General features: G+C 68.2%; 17 protein-coding genes. 10 read left to right on the plus strand and 7 right to left on the minus strand.

What is annotated here, in order from left to right:
- Positions 1 to 867: 867 nt before the first annotated feature.
- Together ACGFNU_RS03735 and ACGFNU_RS03740 are read left to right on the plus strand one after the other, a co-directional pair.
- Positions 868 to 3,111, plus strand: a complete 2,244-nt coding sequence (locus ACGFNU_RS03735; protein WP_392589865.1) for a transglycosylase domain-containing protein — start codon at positions 868 to 870, stop codon at positions 3,109 to 3,111.
- 105 nt (positions 3,112 to 3,216) lie between these two features.
- Entirely contained in the window at positions 3,217 to 4,632 is a 1,416-nt protein-coding gene (locus ACGFNU_RS03740) for a glycosyltransferase family 87 protein (RefSeq protein ID WP_392589867.1), read from the plus strand.
- A gap of 107 nt (positions 4,633 to 4,739) precedes the next feature.
- Here the strand turns inward: ACGFNU_RS03740 and ACGFNU_RS03745 are convergent, their stop codons facing one another.
- Together ACGFNU_RS03745 and ACGFNU_RS03750 are read right to left on the minus strand one after the other, a co-directional pair.
- Positions 4,740 to 5,678, minus strand: a complete 939-nt coding sequence (locus tag ACGFNU_RS03745; RefSeq protein ID WP_392589869.1) for a MerR family transcriptional regulator — start codon at positions 5,676 to 5,678, stop codon at positions 4,740 to 4,742.
- 338 nt (positions 5,679 to 6,016) lie between these two features.
- Positions 6,017 to 6,502 (minus strand): hypothetical protein, encoded by a 486-nt coding sequence (locus ACGFNU_RS03750; protein ID WP_392589871.1) that lies wholly within the window; start codon positions 6,500 to 6,502, stop codon positions 6,017 to 6,019.
- 318 nt (positions 6,503 to 6,820) lie between these two features.
- Between ACGFNU_RS03750 and ACGFNU_RS03755 the strand changes: the two genes are divergently transcribed.
- Entirely contained in the window at positions 6,821 to 7,273 is a 453-nt protein-coding gene (locus ACGFNU_RS03755; protein ID WP_392589872.1) for a barstar family protein, read from the plus strand.
- A gap of 253 nt (positions 7,274 to 7,526) precedes the next feature.
- Here the strand turns inward: ACGFNU_RS03755 and ACGFNU_RS03760 are convergent, their stop codons facing one another.
- From ACGFNU_RS03760 to ACGFNU_RS03770, 3 genes are all read right to left on the minus strand, one after another.
- The gene (locus ACGFNU_RS03760; protein ID WP_392589874.1) at positions 7,527 to 7,916 is read right to left on the minus strand and encodes a DUF4190 domain-containing protein; all 390 of its coding nucleotides are present in this window, start codon (positions 7,914 to 7,916) and stop codon (positions 7,527 to 7,529) included.
- Positions 7,917 to 8,121: 205 nt separating this feature from the next.
- Positions 8,122 to 8,892, minus strand: a complete 771-nt coding sequence (locus ACGFNU_RS03765; RefSeq protein ID WP_392589876.1) for a deoxyribonuclease IV — start codon at positions 8,890 to 8,892, stop codon at positions 8,122 to 8,124.
- A 239-nt stretch (positions 8,893 to 9,131) separates the two neighbouring features.
- On the minus strand, positions 9,132 to 9,437 hold the full coding sequence (locus ACGFNU_RS03770; RefSeq protein ID WP_392589877.1) for a hypothetical protein: 306 nt from the start codon (positions 9,435 to 9,437) through the stop codon (positions 9,132 to 9,134).
- Positions 9,438 to 9,672: 235 nt separating this feature from the next.
- On the opposite strand from ACGFNU_RS03770, the gene ACGFNU_RS03775 reads away from it, so the two are divergent.
- The 6 genes from ACGFNU_RS03775 to ACGFNU_RS03800 all read left to right on the plus strand — a co-directional run bounded on the left by ACGFNU_RS03775 (position 9,673) and on the right by ACGFNU_RS03800 (position 13,408).
- Entirely contained in the window at positions 9,673 to 9,840 is a 168-nt protein-coding gene (locus ACGFNU_RS03775; RefSeq protein WP_392589879.1) for a hypothetical protein, read from the plus strand.
- 364 nt (positions 9,841 to 10,204) lie between these two features.
- Positions 10,205 to 10,495 (plus strand): 30S ribosomal protein S6, encoded by a 291-nt coding sequence (gene rpsF, locus ACGFNU_RS03780; protein ID WP_392589880.1) that lies wholly within the window; start codon positions 10,205 to 10,207, stop codon positions 10,493 to 10,495.
- Positions 10,496 to 10,548: 53 nt separating this feature from the next.
- Positions 10,549 to 11,106, plus strand: a complete 558-nt coding sequence (locus tag ACGFNU_RS03785) for a single-stranded DNA-binding protein (protein WP_392589881.1) — start codon at positions 10,549 to 10,551, stop codon at positions 11,104 to 11,106.
- Between the two features lie 67 nt (positions 11,107 to 11,173).
- Entirely contained in the window at positions 11,174 to 11,410 is a 237-nt protein-coding gene (gene rpsR / locus ACGFNU_RS03790; protein WP_019631633.1) for a 30S ribosomal protein S18, read from the plus strand.
- A gap of 18 nt (positions 11,411 to 11,428) precedes the next feature.
- Entirely contained in the window at positions 11,429 to 11,875 is a 447-nt protein-coding gene (rplI, locus tag ACGFNU_RS03795; protein ID WP_392589883.1) for a 50S ribosomal protein L9, read from the plus strand.
- Between the two features lie 597 nt (positions 11,876 to 12,472).
- A complete protein-coding gene (locus tag ACGFNU_RS03800; protein ID WP_392589885.1) occupies positions 12,473 to 13,408 on the plus strand; it encodes an N-acetylmuramoyl-L-alanine amidase in 936 nt (311 codons plus the stop codon).
- A gap of 127 nt (positions 13,409 to 13,535) precedes the next feature.
- On the opposite strand, the gene ACGFNU_RS03805 is transcribed toward ACGFNU_RS03800, so the two are convergent.
- Both ACGFNU_RS03805 and ACGFNU_RS03810 read right to left on the minus strand, forming a co-directional pair.
- Positions 13,536 to 13,724: a hypothetical protein gene (locus tag ACGFNU_RS03805; protein ID WP_366621930.1), complete on the minus strand. Its 189-nt coding sequence runs from the start codon at positions 13,722 to 13,724 to the stop codon at positions 13,536 to 13,538.
- A gap of 71 nt (positions 13,725 to 13,795) precedes the next feature.
- Positions 13,796 to 15,127: an MATE family efflux transporter gene (locus tag ACGFNU_RS03810; protein WP_392589888.1), complete on the minus strand. Its 1,332-nt coding sequence runs from the start codon at positions 15,125 to 15,127 to the stop codon at positions 13,796 to 13,798.
- Between the two features lie 349 nt (positions 15,128 to 15,476).
- Between ACGFNU_RS03810 and dnaB the strand changes: the two genes are divergently transcribed.
- Positions 15,477 to 19,166, plus strand: coding sequence for a replicative DNA helicase (dnaB, locus tag ACGFNU_RS03815; RefSeq protein WP_392589890.1), 3,690 nt, complete (start codon positions 15,477 to 15,479; stop codon positions 19,164 to 19,166).
- Positions 19,167 to 19,253: the final 87 nt, after the last annotated feature.

The raw sequence follows: 19,253 nt of genomic DNA on the forward strand, positions 1-19,253 counted from the left end.
GGCTGGATGTGAGCGTGGCGGGCCTCCCTCGCGGAGGCCCGCCACGCTTTTGTTGTGGGGGATGAACCCGATTTGAGGTGACTTGCGTACCTTAAGTTGAGGGCCGCTTGAAGGGCCGATCGCACTCGTTCCGGGGGTGCGACCTAGGACAAAGCGGTGCGTTTTGGCTGTTCAGGCGGCCCTTGAGGGGACGAGCCGAGCACGGCGGTCACACCGTCACCGACGTGCGCAGTACTCTCGGACGACGCAGAGCCGTACCCCAGTCGAACGAGGACGCGTGTGAGTTACCCAAGCCCGTACGGACCGGACTACGGAGAGAACCCAGGGTGGAAGGGTTCATACCGCCCGGGAGGGGCAGGCGCGCCAGGCAGGGAACCGGGTGGAATCCCCACCGGCTCACCGGCGCCCGGCCGGCAAGCATGGCCGCCGGCGCGAGGTGGCCCCGGCCGGCCTGGCGGGAACCGTTCTGGACCTGTTCCCGGAGGCCGTGGCGCACCCGCGCCCGGGGGACCTACCGGATCCGGCGCTCCCGGCACTCCGGTGGGTCACCGCAGTCTCGGTGACCCCGGTGGGCGTGGCGGCCCCGGTGGTCTGGGCGCCCGCGAGCGCTTCGGCGGGCCGCCCGGCTCCGGAGGCCCTGGACGACCCGGCGGTCTTGGCGGTCCGGGCGGCACTGGAAGGCCCGGCGGTCCCGGAGGCCCCGGCGGCCCCGGAGGGCCCGGCGGCCCCGGAGGGCCCGGCGGCCCCGGAGGGCCCGGAAGGCCCGGGGGGCCTGGCGGCGGTGGGGGTTCGGGTGGGCCTGGCGGCCCGCGCAGCGGAGGACGGCGGCGGTCCAAGGCGCCCCGTCGCGAGGGCTGGAGGCGTTACGTGCCTTCCTGGAAGGTCGTCTCCGGCGTGACGGCCGTGATGTTCCTCGGCGCCGTCACGCTCGTCGGCGTCGGCTACGCGTTCACACCGATCCCGGACGAGCCGCAGGACGGCGTCACCGACCAGGGTTCGGCGATCCTCTATCAGGACGGCAAGACGCCGATCGTACGGCTGGGCGCGACCCGTGAGTCGGTCCCGCTGAGCAAGGTTCCCAAGCACGTCCAGCAGGCCGTGCTGGCGGCAGAGGACCGCAACTTCTACAACGAGCAGGGTGTCTCGCCCAAGGGGCTCGCCCGCGCGGTCTTCAAGACCGCCATCGGCGGCGACACCCAGGGTGGTTCGACCATCACCCAGCAGCTGGCCCGCAACTACTACAAGGGGCTCAGCCAGGACCGCACCATGAGCCGGAAGTTCAAGGAGATCTTCATCTCCCTGAAGCTCGGCCGGAAGCTGCAGCACGAGAAGATCCTGGAGATGTACCTGAACACGGTCTACTTCGGCCGTCAGGCGAACGGGATCCAGGCCGCGTCGCGCGCCTACTTCCGCCAGGACGTGAGCAAGCTGAACGTCGCGCAGGGAGCGTTGCTCGCGGCGATGATCCAGCAGCCGACCTACTTCAAGACCCGGGGCAACGACGACGCGAACAAGGCGCTGCGCTTCCGCTGGAACTACGTGCTCGACGGCCTGGTCGAGATGGGACAGCTGAGCCAGTCGGCACGGCAGAGCCAGCAGTTCCCGAAGACGACGTACAAGTGGAGCGACGCCAAGGAGACCAGCCAGACCGGCTTCATCAGGGAGCAGGTCATGGACGAGCTCAGGCAGATCAAGGGCCTCCCGCCCGACATCGAGAACGGCGGCCTGCGGGTCACGACCAGCCTCGACCCCAAGTGGATGAAGTACGCCAAGGACGCCATGGCCGAGTCCGGCGTCAGCCGGTGGCCGAAGAACATCTCCGGCGGCCTCATCGCGGTCGACCCGAAGGACGGGGAGATCAAGGCGTTCTACGGCGGCAATCCCGAACGCAGCCAGGTCGACACCGTCTTCACGCCGGGCGCCCAGGTCGGGTCCTCGTTCAAGCCGTACGTGCTCGCCACCGCCCTCAAGAAGGGCGAGAGCATCAAGTCGACCATCATGGGCCGGTCGCCGCAGTGCTTCGACGGCGAGGGCAACAACATGCCGATCGGCTCCAACTGCTACAAGGTCAACAACGACGAGGGCGATCCGCCGATGGGCGTCATCAACCTCGTCACTGCCACTGAGAAGTCGGTCAACACCGCGTATGTGAAGCTCGGTCTCAAGCTCGGCCTCCATGACGTCGTCGAGACCGCGACGGAGCTGGGCATCCCGAAGAAGACGCTGGCCAAGCACGAGAACCAGGGCGGTCTGTCGCTGGGCATCGCCAACATCCCCGCCGTCTACCAGGCGTCCGGGTACGCCGCGTTCGCCAACGGCGGCCGTCCCGTCACCCCGCACCTGGTCACCAAGGTGGAGGTCAAGGCGGACGACGGCAAGATGCGCAAGATCGCGCTGCCGTGGGACGAGAAGAAGGAGCCGGTCCTGACCAAGGACCAGGCGGCTCAGGCGACCCTCGCGATGAAGTCGGTCGTGCGGAGCGGCACGGGGACGAAGGCGCGGCTGAGCGACGGACGCGACGTCGCGGGCAAGACCGGGACGACCGAGCGGAACGCGGCGGCCTGGTTCGTCGGGTACGTGCCGCAGCTGTCGACCGCCGTGACGATGTACAACCAGAAGGGCTCCAGGCCGATCTCCGGGATCCCCGGCTTCCAGGGCAACAGCATCTACGGTGGCACCATCCCGGCGCAGATCTGGAAGTCCTTCATGGAGAAGGTCATCGCCGGCGAGAACATGCAGCCGGAGCCCTTCGACACGCCGACGTACAGCGACACCGCGCCCAAGGCCTGGGACACCCCGCCGCCGACCCCGACGCCCTCGCCTTCGGACACCCCGTCGTGCGAGCCGAACGTGCCCGGTTCACCGCCCGCTCCGGGCGCGGAGCCGTGCCCGTCGGGCACGCCGGCGCCTTCCCCGTCCGTTCCGAGCGCCCCGCCCTCTCCCGGCGGCGGGGAGCCGTGCGACCAGTGGGGCATGCCGATGGGCTGCAACCCCGACGTCCCGCCGTCGAGCCCGCCGCCGTCGTGGTGGTGCCTGCGGCATCCGGAGAACGCGCAGTGCCAAGACCCGAACCAGCAGCGTTCCAGCCAACCACGGTCACAGCGCAGCTAGAACGGTCCGCTCCCTGACCTGAAACCGAACACCCTGTCTCAGCACAAGCCTTCCGCTGGGACAGGGTGTTCGATCTATTTCGGGCAGGGGCAATAGGGTGCGTCCATGTCGTCGTCTACCCCCGCCCTTGACGAGCAGCCGAATGGCAACGGGCGCCTGATGCGTCTCTTGCCGGTGCTGACAGGGGTCACCGCGCTGGTGTGCTTGCTGGGCTGGCTGCAGAAGCAACCGTGCGCCACGGCGGGCTTCGACTTCGTCAAGACGACGACGCGCGGCTGCTACACCGACATCTACCCGCTCTATTACGTGCGCGGGTTGAACGACGGCAAGGTGCCCTATTTCGATTCCTTCGACGGCGACGACATCACCTATGTCGAGTATCCGGCGCTGAGCGGCTTTTTCATGCAACTGGTCGCCACGCTCGTGCGGCCGTTCGGTGTCGAGACCCGTGGCATGGCGTTCTTCAACGTGACCGTCCTGCTCCTGGCGCTGCTGGCCATCGTGGCCGTTCTCGCCACGGCGTATGTCGCCGGACGCAAGACGCTGAAGGTCGGCCTGATGATGGCGTGCTCGCCCGCGCTGCTGCTCACCGCCTACATCAACTGGGACCTGCTGGCAGTGGCGTTGTCGGCGCTGGCACTCGCCGCCTGGGCGTCCAAGAGGCCGCTGCTGGCAGGTGCGCTGCTGGGGTTGGCGATCGCGGCGAAGTTCTATCCGCTGCTGTTCCTCGGGCCGCTCGTTCTGCTCTGCGTGCGGGCGGGGCAGTGGCGGGCCATGGGACGCATGCTGGCGGGCACCGCGATCGGATGGCTCGCCGTCAACCTGCCCGTGATGCTGTTCGCGTGGGACGGCTGGCTGGAGTTCTACAGCTTCAGCCGCGACCGCGGCATCGACTGGGGCTCGATCTTCTTCTACCTCCGCAACCACGGCGTGGAGTCGGCCAACAACACCGACGACCTCAACGTCCTCGGCACTGGAACCTTCCTTGTTCTCGCTGCCTGCATCGCGGTTCTCGCCTTCGCAGCACCGGCTCGGCCGCGGCTGCCACAGCTGATGTTCCTGGTTCTGGTGGCGTTCATGCTGCCTAACAAGGTGTGGTCGCCGCAGTACGTGCTCTGGCTTCTACCGCTGGTCGTCCTGGCCCGGCCACGCCTGCCTGCGTTCATCGTCTGGCAGGTAGGCGAGGTCATCTACTTCTTCGGCATCTGGTGGTATCTGCTGGCCGTCTCCTACCGCCGGCCGGGAGCCGACCTGTCGACCACGCTCTCGTCGTTGCTGCACTTCGACGTTCCGCCAGGCGGGATCGATGACGGCGCCTACTACGTGGCGCTCTTCGCCAGGTTCCTGACGGTGCTGCTGCTGGCCCTACTGGTCGTGCGCGACATCCTGCGCCCATCGGGGGACGTGGTGCGAGAGGACGGCATCGACGACCCGGCAGGGGGCGTGCTCGACGGCGCCACCGACGTCATAAGCCTCCGAACCCTGCGCGCACGCCGAGCCACCACCGCCGCCACCGCATAGAAGAAGCGGCAACGCCCCTACCAAGACAGCTGCGAAGAAGCAGCAAGGCCGTCGATGCGGAAGGGGCGGATCTCGGGGGCGCCCCTTCCGCAGGGGCTTCCGGCGCCTCAGCGTTCGCTGTGGGCGCGCAGAGCGGTGATGAACCACTCGAAGACCGGGGTCAGGGCCGGTGGGACCGGCCAGCCGTTGATGATCGCCAGCAGGTGCCAGTAGCGTTCGGCCGCCGGATCGTTGCCGATCTCGAGACGGCTCAGCAGGTGGCGCCGGAAGTCCGCGTCGTCGACGCGCCCGAACGGCACCGCGTAGGCGGCGACCAGCTCGTCGACGAGCGGTGCGGCCTCCGCGGCCTCCGGAGAGACGTCCGCGGCCCGCGCCTGTTCCACCTTCGCGACCACGGTCTGCGTGAGGTCGTGATGAAGGCCGTCCTGGAAGCCCGTGTCGCGTTCGGACGCCTGGTGCTCGGCCATGCGCCGGACCCGCGCCCGGAAGCCCGGCTCCTGGACGAGCTCGGCGAGCTCGACCCACGCGTCGACCTGTTCCGGCTCGGGGTCGTCGGGCAGCTCGGGCATCGCCGACCGCATCATGGCCACGAACTCGGGATTGGCGTCGAGGCCGCCGAACGTCTCGTCGATGAAGTCGTTGATGATGCGCCGCCGCTCGTCGTCGGAGAGCTTGGCGAGCTTGTGCATGAGTTCCATCTCCTCTGGACCTGATCCGCGCTTGGCCACCGCCCGCAGCACCGCCCGCCGCAGCCGCAGCGTGCCGATCTGCGCGTCCAGCGCCTCGACGTGCGCGGTCGCGACCTCGGTGAGGGTGATCTCACGGTCCAGCACCCGCTGGATGCTCGCGAGGTCGATCCCGAGTTCGCGCAGCGTCCGTACGAGGTCCAGACGTGCCAGGGCGTCCAGGTCGTAGAGCCGGTAGCCGGCATGGGTTCGATCGGTCGGCGGCACCACTCCGCTGTCGGAGTAGAACCGGATCGTCTTGACCGGCAGACCGGTCCGCCGCGCCAGTTCCCCGATCGTGTACAGGGTGTCGCCGTCCATGTCCCCCACCTTGGGGTCTCCAGCCACTGGAGACTCAAGTCGCTGATCCGACGATCCCATGAGCGAAGGCGAAGACTCCCACGCGACGCCCACTCCGACCTGGCCACACGCGCGGGATAGGGGGAGTGCGCCTCGGGCGGAACGGAAAGATCGCGCACGGCGCGGAGCCGTACGCGATCTCGGGGTCGTCCGTAATCTCTGGGGTTCGTACGCGAGCTGGACGGGATGATCTTGGCCGGGCCGGCTCGAGTTCGGTCGAGACGAACCGGGCTGGACCGGGATGAGCCGGGCCTGGCCAGGTCGAGCCGGAATGGGGGACTGGCCGGGCCGGGTTGGCCTCAGCCCTGGTAACCGGGGTCGGGGATGGAGGGCGTGCCGCCTTCCTTGTGGACCTTGCGAGCCTCTTCGACGAACTCGCGGGAGAACAGCGCCGAGAGGGTCGCGACGCCGCCGCGGTGCACCCGGACCTCGGCGCTGCGGATCTCGCCCAGGAGCCGCACACGTCGGCCCGAGCCGTTCTCGCCGGTCCAGTCCTTGACGCGGCCGCGCCGGACGAATCGCAGGTCCCAGCTGTCGATGTCGGCGTCGTCGTCGACGAGCACCTTCACCCACGCGTGGTCCAGGTCGAGGCGGATCTCGATGTCGCCTTCGGGGATCCGGGGCGAACGCAGATCCAGGATGACGCCGCCGCGATGGGCGCGCACCTCGATGTGCCGCTCGGTCGTCCAGTGGCCGAGGCGCTTCACGGTGCGGTAGTCCGCCTGGACTCGTTCGACGCCGGCGGGGGCGGTGGTCGTGGCGCTGGGGGTCGCGGTGGTGTTCATGGTGGGTCTCCTCCCGGAACGGGTACCGACTCTGAATTCGAGTAACTCTTACTGAGAGTCTCTCGATATAAGAGATATTAAGAAAGGGGTCGGTACCTGTCAAGAGCGGATCTGGAGCGTGTGCGTCGGCGAAGCACCCTGTAGCTGAATCAGCCCAGGTCAGCGCGTCGCTCGGGCGTCCCACGCCGGTGCTGTGTCACGATCACCGGGAGTACACCGTCTCGAGCGCTACTACACCGCGGGCCACTACCGCAGTTTCATGCAGGTGGCCGAACCAAGGATCCGGCCTCGGCCGAAGGGACACCGGCGGGAGATGACGTGGACGCGAAGAGGGCATTGGACGACTTGCTCGCGGGCCGGCTGGAGCCGGGCGTCTTCCGGTGGGGGCCGCCCGCCTCGTTCGACTGGATCGAACGCGCCGAACGGGCCGGCCTGCGGGTCTTCCGGCTGGACGGCCACGCCGCCAAGGGCAAGGAGTCGTTCCTGCGGATGTGCGCGGAGGCATTCCAGTTCCCCGACTGGTTCGGGAACAACTGGGACGCGCTCGAAGATTGCCTGACCGACCTGTCCTGGGCGCCCGGCCGGAAGGGCTACCTGGTCGGGTACGAGGCGTGGGCGGAACTGGCCGCGGCCGATCAGGGCTCGTTCCGTACGGCTCTCGACGTGTTCGCCGAGGCAGTGGAGTCGTGGCGGGACAGTGACAGTCCGATGACCGTTCTGCTGATCGGTGACGGCGGCGGCGAGGCGGCGGCCGTCCCTGAACTCGCCTGAGGCCGGAGCCGCTCCCGGTCTCCGGCCTCAAAGATCGCGCTGATCGGCTGGGCGATCAGCAATGCCTGCCCAGAAAGCTGTAGCGACCGCCCTCCCAGGTGGACGCCACCGACGTCTGCTCACGCGCGCAATGGATGCTCGCTCAGGATCGCACCAACGCCGCCTCGGGAGGCTGGAGGTGGACGTCTGCTCGGAACCGCAGCGGCCGCCGCCTCAAGGAGCTCGGGCGGACGTCTGCCCAGGCCGCCGTGTCCTAGTAGGTGGAACCCGAGCCGGACTCGTTGATGGTCCACCAGGCCGCGCCGTAGAGCCCGACGACGACGATCCAGTAGAGGAGACCGAGCGCCAGCATGATGTAGCCCATGATCAGGCCCGCGACGGCCATGCCGCTGCCGCCCTCGCCCGTCCGGCGGATCTGGCCCTGTGCGACGTGCCCGAAGATGACCGCGAGGATCGAGCCGAAGCCGCAGGTGAAGATGCCGATGATGCCCAGGATCATCGCAGCGGTCGCCATGCCGTTGGTGCGGACGGCCACGGGCGCGCTGCCGTAGTAGTGGTGCTGGACCTGGGCCGGCGGGTACTGCTGCTGTGCGTAGGGGTCCTGCGATGCGTAGCCGTAGGGGTCGTAAGGGGGCTGGGCCATCGACTTCCCGATCGTTCGCGCGCCCGCCGCCGCGGATGTCGCTCGCGTGCGCTGAGGTGTGGACTGTGCGGATTATGCCAGTGGGACGACTTGAGGTGCGTGTGCTCATTCAGGGGATTCGCGGAGTTAGATGCCGTGCATGCGCACAAGGTTCCCGCTGGATGCCACCCTTTTGATCGTCGGTGGAGCGGACGACAAGGCCGGTTCAGGCCAAGTGGGAACGCAGCCAGGCGATGTCGTCGGCCTGGCCCTCGGCGGGGGTCTCGACGACGACCGGCGCGCCCGCCGCCCGCACGACGGTGAGGATGAGCTCCGGGTCGATGGTGCCGGTGCCCAGATTGGCGTGCCGGTCGGCTCCGGAGTCGAACGCGTCGCGGCTGTCGTTGCAGTGGACGAGATCGATCCGTCCGGTGATGGTCTTGATCCGGTCGACCGCGTCGATGAGCTCCTCGCCGGCCGCGTGCGCGTGGCACGTGTCGAGGCAGAAGCCGAGTTTGTCGTCGAGCCCGGGAACGCCGGACAGCACCTCCCACAGCCGCGCGATGCGGTCGAACTTGCGGGCCATGGCGTTGCCGCCGCCCGCCGTGTTCTCGATGTAGACCGGGATCGGGCACTCGATGCGCTCGAAGACCTTGCGCCAGTTCTCGAAGCCGGTCTCGGGGTCGTCGTCCTTCAGCACATGCCCGCCGTGGACGATCAGAGCCTTGGCGCCGATCGAGGCGGCCGCCTCCAGCTGCTGGGTGAGATTCTTGCGGCTGGGGATGCGGATCCGGTTGTTGGAGGTGGCGACGTTGATCGTGTACGGGGCGTGCACGTACACGTCGACGTCGGAGTCCTTGACCGCGTCGACGCCCTCGGGCAGGACCGGCTTCTTCCAGCCCTGCGGGTCACCGAGGAAGAACTGCACGACCTCGGCCTCGACGGCGCGAGCGTTGTCGAGCGGGTTGGTCTGGTCGACGTGGGCTCCGATGCGCATGCCTTCGAGCCTAGCCGCGCCCCCCGACAGTTCGGGCGATGGTCGCTCCGAACGCCTCGATCGAGAGCCGGGGACGTGCTCGATGGGCCGCCGTCATGCTCCGCGCCGCCGCCCGTGCTACCGCCCCCTTGGCGGCCGGAGCGGTCGACGGCCGGACTGGCCGGCGTGACCGGCCGCTGCTGGACGTCGTCCGCGACGCGGCACCGGCCCCGGACGCTGACCTCTGGGAAGTGAAGCCGCTAGGGAGTGAAGCCGCCGTGGCGCAGGGCGAAGGCCGTGCCGACGAAGGAGGCGACCATCCCGACCACGTTGAGCCAGCGCTCGCCGGTGGTCGCCGAGACCATCTGGGAGTAGAGGGCGAGCGGAAGCCCGATCACGCCGGCGATGGCGCCGAAGAAGTGGGTCGCGGGGATGAATCCGAGGATGAGCGCCGCCAGCCCGATGACGATGGCGGCGACCGCGAGGGAGTTCTCCAGCGGGTGCGGCTCTCCGTCGGTGTTGAGCCCGATGACCGAACGCTTCTGACCGGCCGCCTCCTGTGACATGGGGCCACCCCCTCCAAGTGCGCGCGTGCTCGTCGTTGCGTCCGGCCGTCATGCCCGGGCGGGACGGACGGATCGAGTCCGTAGAGAGATTCCCGGGAGAGCTGGTGATCAACCCGGGGACGGGAGCGGAAAATGTCGGCCAGACCCGGTACGGTTCGAACATGGATTCGAGGACGGCCGACCCCCGGTGGGCCGTTCGCCCTGAGGGGAAGCAGGGAACGCAAGGAGGTGCACGGTGAAGGCGAGTGATTTCGCGGTCATCGGCGACGCCGAGCTCGTTGAGGAGCTGTCGGTGCTGACGACCCAGACCGCCCGGATGCGGGCCCGGATGGCCGACATCATGGCCGAGCTGGAACGCCGGCGCTGCGCGAGGCCTCCCAGCGCACGCGCCGCCAGACGCTGACCGCCCGGACGCTGACCGGCTCGGGCGCTGGCCGGCGGGACGCTGGCCGGCCCGGATGCTGACCGCGTCCCAGCTGACCGCGTCCCGGAGGCTGAGCGTGTCAGAGAGGCTGAGCGCCCAGCCGCTGAGTGTGCCCCCAGAGAACCTGGGTGTGCCCCAGACGCCGAGCGCCGAGGCTGGGAGGTCGGATCGCGTGTTGGCCGCGTACCTAGCCTGACACGCTGCAAACTCTTGGTAGCCTGTATCGGTCTCGCGGTAGGCGCCCCGGTCACGAGTGCCGGCTCCGCCACCGCGACGGACGCAACAGCCCTCCTGTCACGGAGAGACCGTGACCGCACCAGTCCAGAGGAGGTAGGGACACAGCATGCGTCGTTACGAACTCATGGCCATCCTCGACCCGGCCATCGACGAGCGCACCGTCACCACGTCGCTCGACCCGTTCCTGAAGGTCGTCAAGGACGACGGCGGGAGTGTCGAGAAGGTCGACATCTGGGGCCGGCGCCGCCTCGCGTACGACATCCAGAAGAAGAACGAAGGCATCTACGCGGTGGTCGACCTCACGGCCGAGCCTGCCACGGTCAAGGAGCTCGACCGGCAGCTCAACCTGAGCGAGACGATCCTGCGTACGAAGGTCATCCGTCCCGAGGTCCACTGAGCCAGGCGCCCCGCGTCAGGCACCAGGCCCTCATACCCGCCGGAGCGAGCCCAATGGCAGGCGACACCGTAATCACGATCGTCGGGAACCTCGTGGAGGACCCGAACCTGCGCTTCACCCCCAGCGGCCAGGCGGTCGCGTCGTTCCGCATCGCGTCGACCCCGCGGTTCTTCGACCGCCAGGCGAACGAGTGGAAGGACGGCGAGGCCCTCTTCCTCACCTGCAACGTATGGCGGCAGGCGGCGGAGAACTGCGCCGAGAGCCTGCAGCGAGGCATGCGGGTGATCGTGCAGGGGCGCCTCAAGCAGCGGTCGTACGAAACCCGCGAGGGTGAGAAGCGCACCGTCTTCGAGGTCGAGGTCGACGAGGTCGGCCCCTCGCTGCGCAACGCCACCGCCAAGGTCAACAAGACCCAGCGGCAGGGTGGCGGCGGCGGCTTCGGTGGCGGCGGCGGAGGCGGCGGCTTCGGCGGCGGTGCCGCTGCGGGCGGCGGCTTCGGCGGCGGCCAGGGCGGTCAGGGCGGCGGGAGCAGCGCTCCGGCCGACGATCCCTGGGCGACCGGCGGCGGCTCCGGCGGGGGCGGCGGATTCTCCGACGACCCGCCGTTCTAAGCAAGACCAAGCAATCCAGACAACGTCCATTCCCGCGTGAGCGGGGCTCTACTCAAGGAGCACCACGATGGCGAAGCCACCTCCCCGCAAGCCCAAGAAGAAGGTTTGCGTGTTCTGCCAGGAGAAGATCTCCTACGTCGACTACAAGGACACCGGCCTGCTGCGGAAGTTCATCTCCGACCGCGGCAAGATCCGGGCCCGTCGCGTGACCGGCAACTGCACCCAGCACCAGCGCGACGTCGCGACGGCGATCAAGAACGCCCGCGAGATGGCGCTGCTGCCGTACACCAGCACCGCTCGCTGAGTCAGGAGGATCTGAACCATGAAGCTCATCCTGACTCAGCAGGTCTCCGGCATCGGTGAGCCCGGCGACGTCGTCGAGGTCAAGGACGGCTACGGCCGCAACTACCTCGTGCCGCGCGGGTTCGCGATCAAGTGGACCCGGGGCGCCGAGAAGCAGATCGAGTCGATCAAGAAGGCACGTTCGGCCCGCGAGATCGCGACCGTCGAGCACGCCAAGGAGGTCGCCGGTCAGCTGCAGGCGCTCAAGGTGACGCTGCGCACGCGCACGGGCAGCAACGGCCGCCTGTTCGGCGCGGTCACCGCGGCCGACATCGCCGACGCGGTCAAGTCCGCCGGCGGTCCGGACCTCGACCGGCGCCGGATCGAGATCGGCAACCCGATCAAGACCGTCGGCTCGCACCGGGCCAGCGTCCGCCTGCACGCCGACGTCAACGCCACGATCGACGTCAACGTCGTCGAGGCCTGACCGTCCGACTCGGCCTCCGCGCCGCCGCGCGGGCCCTGAGCCTTCGCGCCGGCACGCAGATCGATCGCACAGCCGCCGGGTGGGAGACACCACGTCCCCCACCCGGCGGCTTCGTGTTGCCGGCGAAGCCCGGCACATGCGCTTGATCGCAGAGGCAAGCCTCAGTGCAAGGCCGCGAGGCCGGTGAACGCCGTCCGCCTGGCTCCGAAGAGGTCCGCGAGCCGTCCGCCGAGCAGCATCAGGCCGCCGAAGAACAGCGTGTAGGCGGTGGCTCCCAATTAACCAGCGTCAACGTGTTCGTGGCCAAACGGCTCGACGAACTCGTCTCTCCGGTGCTGGGCGGTCCGGGGCCGCTGAGGACGACGTCGAGACGAGAACGACGGCTTGGCCGCGGCCGCCGGAACGGCGACGCAGAGGCCCGGGCCGAGCGGTCCTGACCGGCTGAGCTCGCGGCGCGGATGACGTGCATGAGCAGACGTGTCCCGCAAGCCGGCATATCCCTTTCTTGTGAAACGTCCCTGAACCGCCGCGTCCTTGGTTACCTACCGACTCGCGACTACCGTCCGTTATTGGATCATGACGGAAGGGAAGGGTCGCGTGTTCGTGTATTCGGGGGGATTCTCGGACGGCCGGGCGCCGGAGGGGAGTGACGACCCGTTCCTGACCCGACGCGCGATCCTGGGGGGCGCGGCGGGGATCGTCGGCGTTCTCCTGGGAGCGGGCCTGGCCGAGAATGAGGCCATGGCGGAGATCCTTTCGGCGGGTGCCTCCGGACGTCCCGTACCGACGCGGCCACGCATCTACACGCGCCGGGAATGGGGAGCCAGGAAGGCCAAGGAGCCCACTAGGCTCGTCAGGCGCAGGCCGGACCGCATCATCGTTCACCACACGGCGACCCCGAACTCCACCGACTACTCGCTGGCGCACGCCTACCGCCTCTCGCGCGACATCCAGCGCTTCCACATGAAGCACCGGGGCTGGAACGACACCGGCCAGCAGCTCACGATCAGCCGTGGCGGATACGTCATGGAGGGGCGCGAGAGCAGCCTCTCCGCGATCCTGACGGGCCGGCACGTGATCGGTGCGCAGGCCCTGCACCACAACGATCACACGATCGGGATCGAGAACGAGGGCAACTACGCGAAGGCCCTCGTCCCGGAGATGTTGTGGTCGTCGCTGGTCTCGGTCTGCACGTGGCTCTGCGACGAATACCGGCTCGACCCCTACCGATCCATCATCGGCCACCGCGACTACGGCGATACCGACTGTCCGGGCGACGCGCTGTACGCCAGGCTCCCCGAGTTGCGCGAGACCGTCTCGGCCCAGCTGCCGCGCCGTGCGGAGGAGGTGCGCGAGCCCGAACCGCGCCCGGCCGCAGAGAGCCCCGAGCCCCGGACGATCAAGTCACCCGACTCGAAGCCGGAAGTCACGGACACCCCCACACCGACGCCTTCGAATGACGTCGCCGACGGCGACGCTCCCTCTCCGGACGTCTCCCACGTCTTCCCCTCGCCGCCCGCGTCCGACGACTAGCTCGCCATCACCGACGCCCGAGGTCGCTACGGAGAGCCCGCCCCCTGCCCTGTCGCGCCGCCGCCTCTGGCGAGCGACACGTCCACCACCGGCGGCGCGGCTGCCTGGCGACGTCATTGCCGTCGTCTCAGGATTCAGGCGTGGTGTAGCGCGTGCGGCGCCGCGCGATCTCGGGGTCGATGCCCTCGACCAGGGACCAGATGCCGGCGACCCGTTCCACCAGTGTCTCGGGCGGCAACCCGGCCAGCCCCTCTGCCGCCAGGTCATCGATGGCCTGCGTCAGCCGGGCCATCCGCTCTCCGTGTGTGGAACACATGTTCGAATAGTAGCGAGAGCGGGTAGAGGTGCGTGGGGGACTCCGCCGATTCAGTCCCACCAATCACACCGCTACCGCGTGGCGCCGGTGACCATCCAGGCGTCACCCCGGGCGCGCAGGCTCAGCGTCACGAGCCGTGTGAGCATCCACAGGCCGATCGCCAGCCACAGCCCGGCGAGCCCGGCGTCCGCCTCGTACGCCAGCCAGGCCGCGGGCAGGAAGACCACCGTCGCGATCACGGTGGTGGCCGCCAGGTAGCCGCCGTCGCCCGCGCCGATCAGGATGCCGTCCAGGACGAACACCACCCCCGCGACCGGCTGCAACAGCGCGACGATCAGCAAGGACATGAAGATCAGGTCCCGGACGTGCTCGTCCGAGGTGAAGAGCGCCGGCAGCCACGGCCGTACCGCCATGATCGCCAAACCGAACACGACGCCGCCCACCACGCCCCACTGGACCATGCGGCGGGTGGAGGCCCGTGTCCCTGCCGTGTCGCCCGCGCCCAGATAGCGCCCCGTGATCGCCTGGCCGGCGATCGCGATCGCGTCCAGGGCGAACGCGAGCAACGTCCAGACCTGGAATCCCACCTGGTACGCGGCGATCTCGGGATCGCCCATCCGTGCCGCGATCGATGTCCCGACGATGAGGACGAGCCGGAGCGCCGCCGTACGCAGCACGAGGCTGAGGCCTGCCGTGGCGGAGGTCCACAGCCCGGCCGCATCAGGTCGCACGGGCGTGCCATGTTCCCGGGCCGCACGCAGGACCACCGCCACGTACACCGCGGCACTCCCCGTCTGGGCGATCACCGTGCCCCAGGCAGAGCCTGCGATGCCCCATCCGAAGCCCAGCACGAAGACCGCGTTCAGCAGCAGGTTCAGCGCGAAGCCGCCGATCGACACGACGAGCGGCGTGCGCGTGTCCTGGAGGCCCCGCAACACTCCGGTGCCGGCCAGCACGACGAGCATGCCCGGAATGCCGAACAGGCTGACCTTCAGATAGGTCTCGGCGTACGGCGTGACCGACGCGGAGGCGCCGAACACCTCGACGATCGACGAGGCGAGCGGCCATCCGGCCACGATGAGGACCCCGCCGAGTGCGAGCGCGAGCCACATGCCGTCGATGCCCTGCCGGACGGCGGCGCGCAGATCACCCGCTCCCACCTGCCGGGCCACCCCGGCCGTGGTGCCGTAGGCGAGGAAGACGCACAGGTAGACGAGGGTGGTGAGGGCTTGCCCGGCCACCCCGAGTCCGCCGAGTTGTGCCGTGCCCAGATGACCGACGATCGCGGTGTCGGATAGGAGGAACAGCGGCTCGGCGACGAGCGCGCCGAAGGCCGGCACCGCCAGCCGCAGGATCTCGCGATCATGCGCGTTCTTCCGTGGACGCAGGGGTGAGCCGACCATGGCCTCCACGGTAGCAAGAGGTAAGGCTTATAGGAAATATGTCTATTACATTCGCGTTCGTGGCCGTCCCAGCGGAGACTTTCTTTCCCGCACACCCGGTGGACGATGTTTTAGCAGGTCATATGAGGTGCGCCGACGACCGCCCCCCGATAATCCCCAGAGTTGTCCCCAGGTCGTGCACAACCAACCCGGTACATCTGCACAGCGGCTCCACAACCCCGTCCACAGATCACGTTGCTCTTCCGGAGTGGCACTCAGGAGAATGTCGGACGCGGACGATAGATGTGAGATGCGGGGTCGGCAGCGAAGCTGGCGGGGCGGCTGAGACCTGGGAGATGGGGGATCCAACGTGAGCGTGGCCGAGATAGGCGGCTCGGAGCCCACTCCCGGGTTCGAACGCACCCCACCGCACGACATCAACGCCGAGCAGGGCGTGCTCGGCGGCATGCTGCTCTCGCAGGACGCCATCGCCGAGGTCGTCGAGCTGCTCCGCACGGGCGACTTCTACCGGCCCGCCCACCAGATCATCTACGACGCCATCCTCGACCTCTACGGCCGCGGTGATCCGGCCGACGCCGTGACCATCGTGGGCGAGCTCACCAAGCGCGGCGAGATCAGCCGGGTCGGCGGCGCCCCCTACCTGCACACGCTGATCTCCTCGGTCCCCACCGCGGCCAACGCCGGCTACTACGCCAAGATCGTTCACGAGCGGTCCATCCTCCGCAAGCTCGTGGAGACCGGCACCCGCATCGTCCAGATGGGCTACGCGGCGGACGGGGCCGACGCCGACGACGTCCTTGATCGCGCCCAGGCCGAGGTCTTCGCCATCGCCGAAAAGCGCGCCGGTGAGGACTACGTCCCCCTCAGCGAGATCATGCCCGGCGCCCTCGACGAGATCGAGGCCATCGGCAGCCGCGGCGGCCAGATGACCGGCGTTCCCACCGGTTTCAGCGACTTGGACGCCCTCACCAACGGCCTCCACTCCGGCCAAATGATCGTCGTCGCCGCTCGACCTGCGATGGGTAAGGCAATTGCCCTTGATACTCCCCTTGTGTCTCCTTTTGGGTGGACGACGATGGGTGAGGTCAAAGTCGGTGACTACCTGATCGGGGCGGACGGTAAGCCCACCCGTATCGTGGCGGCCACCGAGGTGATGCACGGACGTCCCTGCTACGAGGTGGAGTTCTCCGACGGCGAGGTGATCGTTGCCGACGCCGAACATCAATGGCGCACGACGCAGACGAGCCGTCGTCAACAGCTCACCTTGGTCGACCCGCACACCCGTGTTCTCGACGGCGTGACCGCCGATCGGCTCATGACCCATCGTGAGGCCGTTGCCGTGGTGGGCGCACAGCTCAGCGATGCGCAATCCGGCCACGCCCTGCCCGGCCATGCGAAACGCGGCTATGCGAAGTTCGGGCTTGGCCGCGCGGTCCATCCGGCCAATCTTGCTTCGGCTGTGCAGGACCGTCCCATCAGGACGACCGAAGAGATCGCTGCGACCCTGCGATGTGGCGGCCGTCCCAACCACGCTGTCGCTGTCGCGGCTCCGTTCCGACTTCCAGCCGCGGACCTTCCCATCGCCCCCTACCTCCTTGGTGTTTGGCTGGGTGCCGGAGACGACCGGGCGACAGATTTGACCTGCTTCGACGATGAGATCCTCGACGAGCTCAGATCGATCGGCCAGTGTGTCGTCTTGCCGCGTTCTACCCCAGGCCGTTATGAGCTTCTCGGCCTCAGGCGGCTGCTCCAAGAAGCAGCGCTCCTTGGAGGCAAGCACATCCCGGCCCCCTACCTGCGGGCATCGGAGGAGCAGCGGCGCGATCTGCTCGCTGGGATGCTCGACACCGATGGCTTCGTGTCGGAGATCGGGCAGGTGCAGCTCAGCTTCGTCAACAAGCGGTTGGCCGAAGGCGCGCATGAGCTGATCCTGAGCCTCGGCTACCGCGCGACCATGACGACCAAGCCGGTCAAGGGTCGCTCACCCGAGACGTCCACGTTCTACCGGATCAACTTCACTCCGGTTGAGCCCGTCTTCCGGTTGCCGCGCAAGCTGGCGCGGCAGCGCAAGCGTGTGGATCCCAAGGCGCGGGTGCGCTACATCGTGGACGTGCGGCCGGTGCCAAGCGTCCCCGTACGCTGCGTTCAGGTCGACAACGCCGACCACATGTATCTGGCCGGGCGTTCGTGCATCCCGACGCACAACTCCACGCTGGCACTCGACTTCGCCCGGGCGGCCTCGATCAAGCATGGTCTGACCTCGGCGTTCTTCAGCCTGGAAATGGGGCGCAACGAGATCACGATGCGCCTGCTCTCCGCCGAGGCCCGTGTCGCGCTGCACGCCATGCGTTCCGGCACGATGCAGGACGAGGACTGGACGCGGCTGGCGCGCCGGATGAGCGAGGTCGCCGAGGCGCCACTGTTCATCGACGACTCGCCCAACATGTCGATGATGGAGATCCGCGCCAAGTGCCGCCGGCTCAAACAGCAGCACGACCTGCGCCTGGTCGTCATCGACTACCTGCAGCTGATGACCTCCGGCAAGCGGGTCGAGAGCCGCCAGGTCGAGGTCTCGGAGTTCTCCCGTTCGCTGAAGCTCCTCGCCAAGGAGCTCCAGGTCCCCGTCATCGCGCTCTCCCAGCTCAACCGAGGTCCGGAGCAGCGAACCGACAAGAAGCCCATGGTCTCCGACCTACGCGAATCGGGCTGCGTGACGGCCGCGACTCGCGTCATGCGGGCGGACACCAACGAGGAGGTCTCGATCGGGGAGCTTTTCGAGAGCGGCGCTCGTGACGTTCCAGTGTGGGCTCTCGATGAGCGGCTCAAGTACGTGCCGAGGACGTTGACTCATGTGTTCTCGACGGGACGCAAGCAGGTCTTCCGGGTTCGGCTGGCATCGGGCAAGGAGATCGAGGCCACGGCCAATCATCCCTTCCTGACTCATGCGGGCTGGACCGCCCTTGCGGAGCTCGGCCCCGGCGCGCGGATCGCTGCGGCGCGGCATGTTCCGCCCCCTCTGACGATCGATCCCTGGCCGGCGGACACGGTGACCCTGCTGGCGCATCTGATCGGGGATGGCTCGTTCGTCAAGCGCCTGCCCGCGCCGTATCGGTTGACTCACGGGCGTCGCAACCCGATAGCGGAGTGGTTGGACGAGCTGGGGCTCTTCGGCCTGCGTTCTCACGAAAAGTTCGTTCCGGCCCCGGTGTTCCGGCTGCCGAAGGAGCAGGTCGCGCTGTTTCTGAGGCATCTGTGGGCCACCGATGGCTGCGTCCACTGGGATGCGAAGAACGGGCAGTGCCGGGTCTACTACGCGTCTACCAGCCGCCGGCTTGTGGACGATGTGTCCCGCCTCCTGCTGCGATTCGGGATCCTCTCGCGTGTGACCGTGACCAAGGGCGCTTACCGGCCGGGTTATCAGCTGCATCTCTATGGCGCCGAGAACCAGTTGGCGTTCTTCGAGGCCGTGAAGGTGCACGGTGCGCGTGGTGTGATCGCCGCCGCCGCTGCGGAGAGGCTGCGCGAACTGCGCTCGAACACCAACCTTGACACCGTTCCCCGTGAGGTGTGGGGCGATGTGCGGCAGATCCTGGCTGAGCAGGGGATGACGCATAGAGAGTTCTCTGCGGCGATGGGGACCAGGTTCAATGGCAGTGCGATGTGGAAACGCGCACCCAGCCGGGCACGCCTGGGGCGGGTCGCGACCGTGCTCGACAGTGCCGAGTTGGAACTGCTGGCCACCAACGACGTCTTCTGGGATGAGATCGTCGCCGTGGAGTGCCTGGGCGAGCAGGAGGTCTACGACGCCACGGTCATGGGCCTGCACAACTTTGTAGCGAACGGGATATCCATCCACAATTCAATCGAGCAGGATGCGGACATGGTGATCCTCTTGCATCGGGAGGACGCCTACGAGAAGGAGTCGCCTCGGGCGGGCGAGGCGGACCTGATCGTGGCCAAGCACCGAAACGGTCCGACCGCGACCGTGACCGTGGCGTTCCAGGGGCACTACAGTCGTTTTGTCGACATGGCTCAGTAGCCGTGGTGTTGACATCGGTTTCGAACGGTGGCTGGCGTTCTGGCAGATGTGCCTCGTCGGCGAGTGTTGGGTTTGATTAGTTTGTGC

Source organism: Spirillospora sp. NPDC048911, assembly GCF_043198015.1.
In the GTDB taxonomy this organism is placed as follows: domain Bacteria; phylum Actinomycetota; class Actinomycetes; order Streptosporangiales; family Streptosporangiaceae; genus Spirillospora.

What these genes read in the sequence shown, in the direction of transcription:
- ACGFNU_RS03740 (WP_392589867.1), top strand. Translation starts at nt 3,217, where the DNA reads ATGTCGTCGTCTACCCCCGCCCTTGACGAGCAGCCGAATGGCAACGGG.
- ACGFNU_RS03745 (WP_392589869.1), bottom strand. Translation starts at nt 5,678, where the DNA reads ATGGACGGCGACACCCTGTACACGATCGGGGAACTGGCGCGGCGGACC.
- ACGFNU_RS03750 (WP_392589871.1), bottom strand. Translation starts at nt 6,502, where the DNA reads ATGAACACCACCGCGACCCCCAGCGCCACGACCACCGCCCCCGCCGGC.
- ACGFNU_RS03760 (WP_392589874.1), bottom strand. Translation starts at nt 7,916, where the DNA reads ATGGCCCAGCCCCCTTACGACCCCTACGGCTACGCATCGCAGGACCCC.
- ACGFNU_RS03765 (WP_392589876.1), bottom strand. Translation starts at nt 8,892, where the DNA reads ATGCGCATCGGAGCCCACGTCGACCAGACCAACCCGCTCGACAACGCT.
- ACGFNU_RS03770 (WP_392589877.1), bottom strand. Translation starts at nt 9,437, where the DNA reads ATGTCACAGGAGGCGGCCGGTCAGAAGCGTTCGGTCATCGGGCTCAAC.
- rpsF (WP_392589880.1), top strand. Translation starts at nt 10,205, where the DNA reads ATGCGTCGTTACGAACTCATGGCCATCCTCGACCCGGCCATCGACGAG.
- ACGFNU_RS03785 (WP_392589881.1), top strand. Translation starts at nt 10,549, where the DNA reads ATGGCAGGCGACACCGTAATCACGATCGTCGGGAACCTCGTGGAGGAC.
- rpsR (WP_019631633.1), top strand. Translation starts at nt 11,174, where the DNA reads ATGGCGAAGCCACCTCCCCGCAAGCCCAAGAAGAAGGTTTGCGTGTTC.
- rplI (WP_392589883.1), top strand. Translation starts at nt 11,429, where the DNA reads ATGAAGCTCATCCTGACTCAGCAGGTCTCCGGCATCGGTGAGCCCGGC.
- ACGFNU_RS03805 (WP_366621930.1), bottom strand. Translation starts at nt 13,724, where the DNA reads ATGTGTTCCACACACGGAGAGCGGATGGCCCGGCTGACGCAGGCCATC.
- ACGFNU_RS03810 (WP_392589888.1), bottom strand. Translation starts at nt 15,127, where the DNA reads ATGGTCGGCTCACCCCTGCGTCCACGGAAGAACGCGCATGATCGCGAG.